The 9,224-nt window shown below is 53.6% G+C and carries 4 protein-coding genes and 1 tRNA gene; 4 read left to right on the forward strand and 1 reads right to left on the reverse strand.

What is annotated here, in order from left to right; translation table 11 throughout:
- Nucleotides 1–37 precede the first annotated feature (37 nt).
- On the forward strand, nt 38–3,247 hold the full coding sequence (locus tag MRY86_RS06640; protein WP_293571113.1) for a M4 family metallopeptidase: 3,210 nt from the start codon (nt 38–40) through the stop codon (nt 3,245–3,247).
- Between the two features lie 87 nt (nt 3,248–3,334).
- Here MRY86_RS06640 and MRY86_RS06645 read toward each other — a convergent pair whose 3' ends face one another.
- Nucleotides 3,335–5,719, reverse strand: coding sequence for a lysyl oxidase family protein (locus tag MRY86_RS06645; protein WP_293567383.1), 2,385 nt, complete (start codon nt 5,717–5,719; stop codon nt 3,335–3,337).
- A 217-nt stretch (nt 5,720–5,936) separates the two neighbouring features.
- On the opposite strand from MRY86_RS06645, the gene MRY86_RS06650 reads away from it, so the two are divergent.
- The 3 genes from MRY86_RS06650 (at nt 5,937) to MRY86_RS06660 (ending at nt 8,686) form a co-directional block, all read left to right on the forward strand.
- Nucleotides 5,937–6,009 (forward strand) — tRNA-Met (locus MRY86_RS06650).
- A 317-nt stretch (nt 6,010–6,326) separates the two neighbouring features.
- The gene (locus MRY86_RS06655; RefSeq protein ID WP_293571115.1) at nt 6,327–7,769 is read left to right on the forward strand and encodes a pyridoxal-phosphate dependent enzyme; all 1,443 of its coding nucleotides are present in this window, start codon (nt 6,327–6,329) and stop codon (nt 7,767–7,769) included.
- Between the two features lie 20 nt (nt 7,770–7,789).
- Nucleotides 7,790–8,686 carry an arginine deiminase family protein gene (locus MRY86_RS06660; RefSeq protein ID WP_293563282.1) on the forward strand — a complete coding sequence of 299 codons (897 nt, stop codon included), beginning with the start codon at nt 7,790–7,792 and terminating at the stop codon, nt 8,684–8,686.
- The last annotated feature ends 538 nt before the right edge of the window (nt 8,687–9,224 follow it).

A 9,224-nucleotide genomic window follows, 5' to 3' on the forward strand; every position in this document is an offset into this window, starting at 1 on the left:
TGTTTTTTAAATCATTTCCGCGAATGTAAACTATAGTATGAAAAAGCAACTATTCCTCCTGTTGAGTGCAGCTGTGTTTCTGGGATTGGGATTCCGTCAACTGCCTTCCGGACCGGCTCTGGCAGATAACCCGTTTGTACCGGTGGAAGGCCACCAAAACTGGCTGCGGGTCAGGCCTGGTTTTGCGCTTGGAGCTGAAGAAGCGCTGCGCCATTTTGAAAACATGCAAAACTGGCCACAGGGTGCGGTTTGGCAAAAGATGAAAATCCGTGAAGAAGGGGAGAGAAGCCACCATCTTTACCAGTTGTTCTACCAGGGCTTTCCCGTTCAGAGCAGTCAGTTGTACGTGCACACAAGGCAGGGGCAGGCTACGTTGATCAATGGCCAATGGCCCACAGATTGGCCTTCCGTTCAGGGGGTTCCGGTTTTGTCACCGGAAGAAGCATTGGATCAGGCGCTGTCGGTCGTCCCGGCTGAAGTATACGCCTGGGAAAACCAAGGGCTGGAGCGAATGCTGAGAAAGGTGCGCCGCGATCCCAACGCTACCTACCTGCCAAAGCCTGAGCTGGTCTGGGCAGGCGCACGTGCGAGCGCCCGGAGCGGATTGACGCTGGCTTACCGGATGACCATAAACGCTCAGCGACCGCTGCAACGGGAGCTGGTTTTTATCAATGCCACAGACGGTTCGGTGCTCAATGGCATCAATCTGCTGCATACCCACAATACACCGGGCACAGCCGAAACCAAATACAGCGGGCAGCGCACCATTATGACCGACTCTATGGACAATGGGCAGTTCCGTTTGGTGGAAACCACACGCGGGCACGGCATTGAAACCTACAACATGCTGCGCGGAGATGATGCCGAACAAGCCGAAGATTTTCTGGACGATGACAATTTCTGGGACAATTTTAACGCCAATCAGGATGAAGTAGCAACTGATGCGCACTGGGCCGCCGCCGCTACCTTTGACTACTTCGCAGAGCACTTCGATTACATTGGGGTGGATGGCGATAGCATGGCGCTGATCAGCTACGTGCACTACGACCGGGATGTGATCAATGCCTTTTGGAATGGCGACTGGGCGCTTTTTGGCGATGGCAATGGCACAAGCTTTACTTCACTGGCTACTACCGATGTGGTTGCCCATGAATTCATGCACGGCATTACCCAAAGCAACGCCAACCTGATTTACCAGGACGAAAGCGGTGCACTGAACGAATCCTACAGCGATATTTTTGGCACCGTCATCGAATTCTATGCCTCTCCGGAGCTGGCAGACTGGACCATTGCGGAGGATGCGGATCAGGAAGGCAACGGCTTCCGAAATATGCAGGACACTAAAGAAGACGGCCATCCGGATACCTACCTCGGACAACACTGGTTTACCAGCTCGGGCGATAATGGCGGAGTGCACACCAACAGCGGCGTGCAAAACCACTGGTTTTACCTCCTGACTGAGGGCGGCAACGGTGTCAACGACCGTTTAGATACCTTCAGTGTGGCTGGCCTGGGCATGGATACAGCCGCCCTGATTGCTTTCCACAACCTCCGGTACTACCTCACAGAGTCTTCCAATCATTTTGATGCCCGTCTTGGGGCCATTCAGTCGGCGGAGGACCTGTTTGGGCCTTGCTCAGGCCCCGTGGTTCAGGTCACCAATGCCTGGCATGCTGTAGGAGTGGGCACGCCCTTTGCCGATTCGGACCTGCAGCCGCTGTCCATATCCAATTTGGACTCCCTTTCCTGTGGCTTGCCGGAAGAAACCTTCTTAACCGTCGAACTGGCCTACACCAGCTGTTTTACGGATGCGGGCGCAGGAACTGCAATCCCACTGGCCTTCCAGGTCAATGGTGGGGCTGTTTCGGAAGACACTTTGGTCCTGGAAGAAGCTTTGGTGCATCAGGACATCCTGAATTTTACGTTCAGTGTGCCCGCCACCGCACTTGCCGAGCCGGCAACGCATGAAATTAAGGTATGGGCCGCCTATGGGCCAGACAATATTGCCGCGAATGATACGCTCACTGTTGTGATCGAGAATATCCTGGCTCAGAACGCCGACCTCAGTGTGGAATCGGTCCGTAATCCGGTTTCCGCCTGCTTTATGGGGGCAGAGACTGTCGAAGTGGCGGTGCGGTTTAATGGCTGCGATTCTATAGCGGCTGGCACGCCCATCACCTTGCATTATCAGCTAAATGATGGGGCCATCGTTGCTGAAGAAGGCACAGTGCCGGTGACGACCTACCGGGGAGAAAGCTTTTTCTACACCTTCCAGACACCGGTTGATATTCCCATACAGAATGCTAATACGATTGATGCCTGGGTGGCTTACCCTTCTGACTTTCTCAATCAGAACGACACGCTGGCATTAGCGCCGGCCTCCAATCCGGTCCCGGTGGTTGACTATGGTGTGCTCACCTTTGAGGCAGGAGCAGCTTCTCAGGACTCCTTCTTTGTCGATGCGGGCCCTTTGGCTCAGGTCCGCTTTTCGGAAAGTGCTGCTTTCACAGGTGGGTTCGGGCTGCTGATAACCGGGACAAACAGTTTTGAAGCCTATCAGCAGGGGGCGTACACCCTGCCAATAGGCAGTAACGTTTGGGACGTGAATCCTGATTATGGGGCACGGGTCTGTTTCTGTGCGGATCTGACTAATGTGGAGGACCCGCTGCTGGAATTCGACTTACAGCAAAGCTGGTCGCCGGTGTTTTTGGCGAATGGGGTGCAGGGGAGTACCCCCTTTGCTTCTGCGCTTCGGGTGCTGGTAAATGGCGATTCGGCTTCTCTCACGCTCAAGCCGGAGACCATAGTACCGGGCCCCTTCGAGACACGTCAGGTAAGCCTCTTGCCCTACGCTGGTCAGCAGGTAGAGGTTTGTTTTGAGACCCGTACCGGGATAAGCCAGGAAGCCGACCCTTTTAACCGGGGCGATAAAATCCATCTGGACAATATCGTAATTGGGGAGGCGCTGGTGAATACATCAGCTCCTGCTAGCCTGGGGAATCAACTCAAGGTTTTTCCGAACCCCGGAGGCGAGGCGGTCACGCTCGAAGTAGCCGTAGCGAAGGCCGGGCTGGCAGCCCTTAGCGTAACGGCTCTTACCGGGCAGGAAGTGCTCCGCCAGGAACTGACATTAAGCCCTGGCACACAACTACTGGACCTGAATACGGAAAGCTGGCCAGCCGGTGTTTATCAGGTGGTGCTGAATGGTGAAAGCTATCGTATCGTCCAAAAGTGGGTGAAGCTCTGATCACTCTGGTGGACTATTAAAAAATGAAACCGCCTGGTGCATTGCGCGCCAGGCGGTTTCGTTTTTCCAATAGAGCTGTGTCAGGCTTTACTGAATGCTAAACCGGCCGCTGCCTTGCCGCTGATGGCTGCTCAGGCGGTAAAAGTACAAGCCGGCGGGCCATTGTGCAGTGGGTAATTCAACGGAGTTGCCAGCGATGGACTGAGCATAGAGCAACTGCCCGTTGGCATTCCGCACCTCCAGTTGGTAAACATCTCCGGCAGGATTCTTAAACTGAAGCATAGCCGGCCCGGAGGTGGGGTTGGGAACGACCTTCGCATCCAATTGTTGAATCAGATCCCGGGTGCCGGTAGGAGGCTCGTATTCCACGCAAGGGTCCAGCAGGTAAGTGACGGTTTGCTCCTGATCGAGGTTGATGATCTCCTCAATAGTGGATATGCAAATGAAATCCTCCGTGACTTCACTGAAATGCACCCGGCAGAGCGGCTGAAAAGCATTACTTTTGTTAATGGTTGAATCCTGGTAGGAAATACCGATGACGGTTTGCCCCGCACCGTTTGGTGAAATGGGATAGATGGCATCGTCCACCAGATTTTCCACTTGCTGCACGACCACGCCCTCCATCGTAAATTGGTAAGCATTGATCCGGGCAGAGGAATTGTAAAGCCCGATATCCACGTAGCCTTCCTCGAAATTGGTATCCAGGATGGTGAGCAGGGTAGTGTCTGTGGTGTTGAGCACGCCCGCCGGGAAGTTGCAGTGGTCATGCGCGCCTCCTCCGGTATGCGGGTGCAGCGTACCGTAATTGTAGCAATTGGCCAACAGACTGGCATCGTAAACGGTGATGCGGCCATCCTCGTTGAGGTCGTTGCAGGGCGTAGGCGTCAGGTCACCATCCAGCGCATGCCCAACGTAGGCGTAGGCATCGGCCGTTTCCTGATTGCCGTTTTGATCGAGGTCGCCGCGCAGGGCAGTGCCGCCACAGTTGCCTTCACAGTCAATTACCGCATTGCCGTAGGGGTTGCCTTCACAATCGATGTAGGGGTCGCATTCTTCATCTAGGCTCATTTCCAGGCTGCCGGAAGAGCGGTCCAAAAGGATACAAACCTGTGCCCAGTTGTTGAGGGTATCTTTCTCAATGCGGCCCAGCTTGTCGGGGGCATTATCCCAGTTTACCCGGGTGACGAAAGTGTAGCGCCCGTCCGGCACGTCGGTCACATCAATCCACTGGCACTCCAGGGCAGCATCGTAAATGTCATGACAGCCGGCCGTGATGCCCATATTGTTGCAGCCATACTGCGGGGAGCCGGTGGTACAGCCGAGGTCAATAACGCAGAACCCGTTTTTGAAGCCAATAGGGATTTCCGTACCATCTTCCTGGTAAAGCACATACTCGGCATAGCCATCGTAGTGGAAGTGTTCGTGGCAGTTGTCGTAAGTGAATTGCGTATTGTCGGTGCTGGGCTGTCCAATGAAGTAGTCGAGCTCCCCTTCATTGGCGATCCAGGTGGTAAAGCGGACAATATCACGCTGCCCATAGCCATGCAGGCAGCCTTCTTCGATCAGGCAGGGGTCGGTAGAGTTGATGGTGGATAGATAAATACTGGAGGCCAGTATGCCCTGATCGACAACGAGGTCAGGCGCAGCCGGGCAATTGGGATCGCCCTGTGGCAGGCAGGAGCCATCGTCTATGGTAGCCAGTGGGTTGAAGTTGCAGGAGTTAGGATCCGTACAGCCTACCACCGGGCCAAGGTAGGTCAATTCCCAGTTGATGCTGTCTGCACAGGCATTTTCGTGGTCCCCGATCCGAATGTAATAGGTAAATGCCGGGTCAAAAAAGGCTTCCACCACAGCGGCAGGCGCACAATCGCCCTCATCGTTATTGTAAAATATGGTGCTTTGGTTGTCCTCCGCAATCGTGCCGGTACAGCCATCATAAATCCAAATCTTGGTGTCACAGTCATTCAGCCCACAAGTGGAGATGAGGTAGGTACCCACTGAATCCGGGGTGAAGGCATACCAGCTGTCGTCATAGTAAGCGGTATAAAACCCTTCGGAGACCGGCACGGCAGATTCACATTCTTCGCCGGGCGCGCAGTTGAAACTGTGGGCCGCTTCCTGTGCGAAGTTCTGCCCGCCTTCAGCAATGGTATCCTGCCCAACGATCAGGCGGTAAAAGCCAGGGGCAAAAATGCCGTCCCCGAAGCTGTCCTGAATCCGAAACCGAAGGCAGGTGGAGTCGGGCACACAAAAAGTAGACTGATAAAAACTGTGGTTGGCGTAATCAAAAAAGCTGGCCGATCCGTACACGGTACCCGCTTGATCGGATACCGTCCATGCCGTTTCGTAACCATAGCTGTCGGTTTGCACTTCAACCGTGACCGAAATTTGCCCGTCGGCACAAGGGTCTTGCCCAAAGGCAGCAGTTTGTAAAAGTAGCAGTAGCAGGGGGTAGAGTATTCGTCGCTTCATTTTTATGGGTGTTTTGACAAAAGTAAGGTTTCAACTTGGTTTAGGGACACATATATAAATGTATGTCTGGCGAAAGTCTTTTTTTCAGGCGCTCTGCCTTGGTTATCAGGCATCTAACAAAAGGCGCACGATTTTTTTGCCTACAGGCTTGCATGGAAAAAATATCCCCCTTATATTTGCAGTCCGCTACGAAAGATGTGGCGCGTAAAAACAAAATCGCGGGGTAGAGCAGTAGGTAGCTCGTCGGGCTCATAACCCGGAGGTCGCAGGTTCGAGTCCTGCTCCCGCTACTAAGTAAAAGCGTAACAGTCGTACTGACTTGTTGCGCTTTTTTTGTGCCCCTTACCTGCCTGACGGGTTTCCAAGCCTGCTATACCTGCTCACGGGCGTATAACAAATTGCACAAAACAGAAAGTGCCCACCGGCTATCAAAGTGCAATAGCTGCTGGGGTAGAGCTTCCCGCTCTGCTCCAGCTTATCCATGAATGCTGCCAGGCTATTCAAGTAGTGCAATGTGTTATGCACACCCTGACCGCCTCAAAATTGGATTTTCCAATTTTTCTGCTAAATTAAAGGCAACCAAAGATTCTTAACCAAAGCCAACCTTTTGGACCAGTGGAAACGGTGCCTGTACTGTGGGGCAGAAAACAACACAGCCAACTACACCTGCTCCTGCATTGCAGAGGAGCCGGCGCATGCCTACCGCGCCCTTGGGCTTCGCTTCCAGCTCAACCGGCAGGAAATAGCCGAAGTGAAAGCAGCCTTTCAAAATTATTGCTTCGACGATGAGCGGGGGATGTTGCAGTACCCGCTATTGCCCAACCGGGAATACGCCGGTGGCATCAACCTGAAAGTCGGCCTAACGCCCCTTCACCTCCTGAAATCCTTTAGCAAAAAGTCTGGTGTACAGGTGTTTATCAAGGACGAGGGGCAAAACCCAAGTGGCTGCTTTAAGGACCGGGAGACCTTGTCCTGCCTGCTCAATACCCGGCGGCGCAAGCGGAGAAAAGCGGTAATTTACTCTTCGGGGAACGCGGCAGCCAGCGCGGCATTGTTTGCCCGGCAGCAAGGGTTGCAGCTCATCACCTTCGTGCCGGGGGACACCTACGCAGAAAAGATCACCTACATTCAGAAATGCGGCTCAGACGTGGTGGTTTTGGGCAAAGCAAGCACGTCCTTTGAGGAGGGCTTCCGGCTGTTTGTAGGCCTGAACGAAGCCAATGTCTTCGAGGAAGCCGGCTTTGACAACTGGGCGGTCCGCAATCCCTACCGGGTACAGGGCGACAAAACCACAGCGGTGGAAATCGCCCGGCAGCTGGAATCACAGATGCATGAACCGATCCCCGATGTCGTCATTGTGCCCTCCGCCAACGGCAGCAATCTGGCGGGCATATGGGAAGGCTTCAATGAGCTCAAACACCTTGGGATAACGGATAAACTGCCCCGAATGGTGGTAGCAGGCATTGCTAATGCCAATCCCATTTGCAAAGCGGTCCGGATGCAGGAACAGGACGTACCGGTTGCGTGCGATCTTTCCCGTTTGCAGGAACAGGATGCAAAAATTGGCAGTATTATCGTGGCCGAGGAAGGGTATGACTCTGTGGAAGCGGCTAAAGCAGTACTTGAATCCGGGGGCACTGCAGTGGAAGTAGGGACACACAATATCCGCAAGGTGATGGTCCGCTTCCTGCACCGGGAGCGCAGATTGGCGCTAAAGCATGGGGTATTGCCAGAGCCGGCCTCCTATATCGCCATGGCCGCGGTGGAACAGCTGAGGAGCCGCCGGAAATTGCGCTTCGGGGAATCCGCCGTAGCCATTGTCACCGGGCATGGCATTAAGGCGCAGGGCACTACCCGAAGACTGCTCAAAGGGTACCCGGGCCTGCTTCGTACCGCACAGCAAATCATTGGGCGAAAACGCCGCGAAAGCCCGGTGCTCGGCGGGAAAGCCCGGGCCGGGCAGCGCCGTGTGGTTGCCGCCAATTTATCCGCCGTACAGCAGGCATTCTATGATCTGGCAGAGACCGCCCCTGCTTTGGCACCTTATTAAATGAATAGCTTTTTTACCTCATGATGCAGAACGCTTTCCAGCAATACGCAGAGACCGCACCATTAAGAGAAGTGATTATTGGCCGTTACGAAGGCTACCGGGCGCATGCAGCCTATGAGGAAATTGTGAATGAAGACCAGAAAAAAGGGCTGCCCAATGAAGCCGCCCTGCAGTCTGAATTCCAGGCCTTCCGCTCGGCCCTTGAGGCAGAAGGGGTTACGGTTTACGAACCGGCCTACGTGGGCAAAATGGTGTACGATCAGCTGACACCCCGAGATATCGGTGTGACCATAGGGCAGCGTTTTTTGATGTGCAATATGGCGCGCCGCAGCCGGCGGTACGAAATTACCGGCGTATTCCCTTTCATTCTCAGTCGGGGAGGGGAGGAGCCCAATCTGATTATTCCCGATGACCCTGCTGCCCTGATGGAAGGCGGAGACCTCATGGTAGACAAAGGCCGCTTGTTGGTGGGGCTTTCCCAACGTACGAATGAAGCTGGGCTGGCTTTCCTGCAGGCCACTTTCGGGCAGGAATTTGAAGTCGTCCCGGTACACTGCCGGCCTCTTTCTGAAGGCGAAAACGTGTTGCACCTCGATTGCACCTTCAATCCGGTAGGCTCAAACCACTGTCTGATCTACCCAGATGGTTTCCGCGAAGTGCCTGAAGTGATACGAAAAGATTACCAATGGATTGAGGTCCGAAAAGAAGAGCAGGCGGCCCTGGCAACCAATGTCCTCAGTATTGGCCCCGAGGTGGTCATCAGCCGTGACCACCCGGCCTGCGAGCGGGTCAATCAGGAAATGGAGCGCATCGGCTTGCGGGTTATCCGCATTCCTTTTGACGGGGCGCCGGCTACGGGCGGTTCCTTTCGGTGTTGTTCTTTGCCGTTGGTGCGGAGCCGGAACCCTCAGTTGTAAACATCATCCTTATCATGGATATGTTAAAGTCTAGACGATTTCCGATATATAGTTGCACATTGTTGCTTATTCCGCTATTTTTGGAGCGTAGTTCTCTTTAAAGGCCCAAACATTATGAAAAAGCAACAAATCAAGCTTGAGGATCTTCTCAGGCAGCCCTCTACTGTAGTCCTTGCCAATGTCGAAAACGAAGAAAATCCAAGGTGGTTCGAGCGTTGAATGGTAAGCCTTTGTTGTCCCTGACTACATCGATGGTTTTTAGAGAAAAGGGTAGGAAGGCAGTCGCTTCAGCCTGATAGGAAGCATCTGTTCATCTACCTTAGAATAGTCCCGAACATGTTTTATTTGAATCATCTGGGGAGCTATTGATTTAGCCTATCTCTTAGAAGCAGATATCAATGTTTAAGGGGGGCTGGCTCCTCAGATATTCAGTACCGTATATTCCTGTAGGAAGCAATGATTCAATTATAAATTTTCAAAATCCAACCCTCATGAAGAAGCAAAAACTGAAGCTTGAAGACATTTCCAAGCAGCCCAC

Origin of the sequence: Phaeodactylibacter sp., from assembly GCF_022763345.1 — a bacterium.
Lineage (GTDB): Bacteria > Bacteroidota > Bacteroidia > Chitinophagales > Saprospiraceae > Phaeodactylibacter.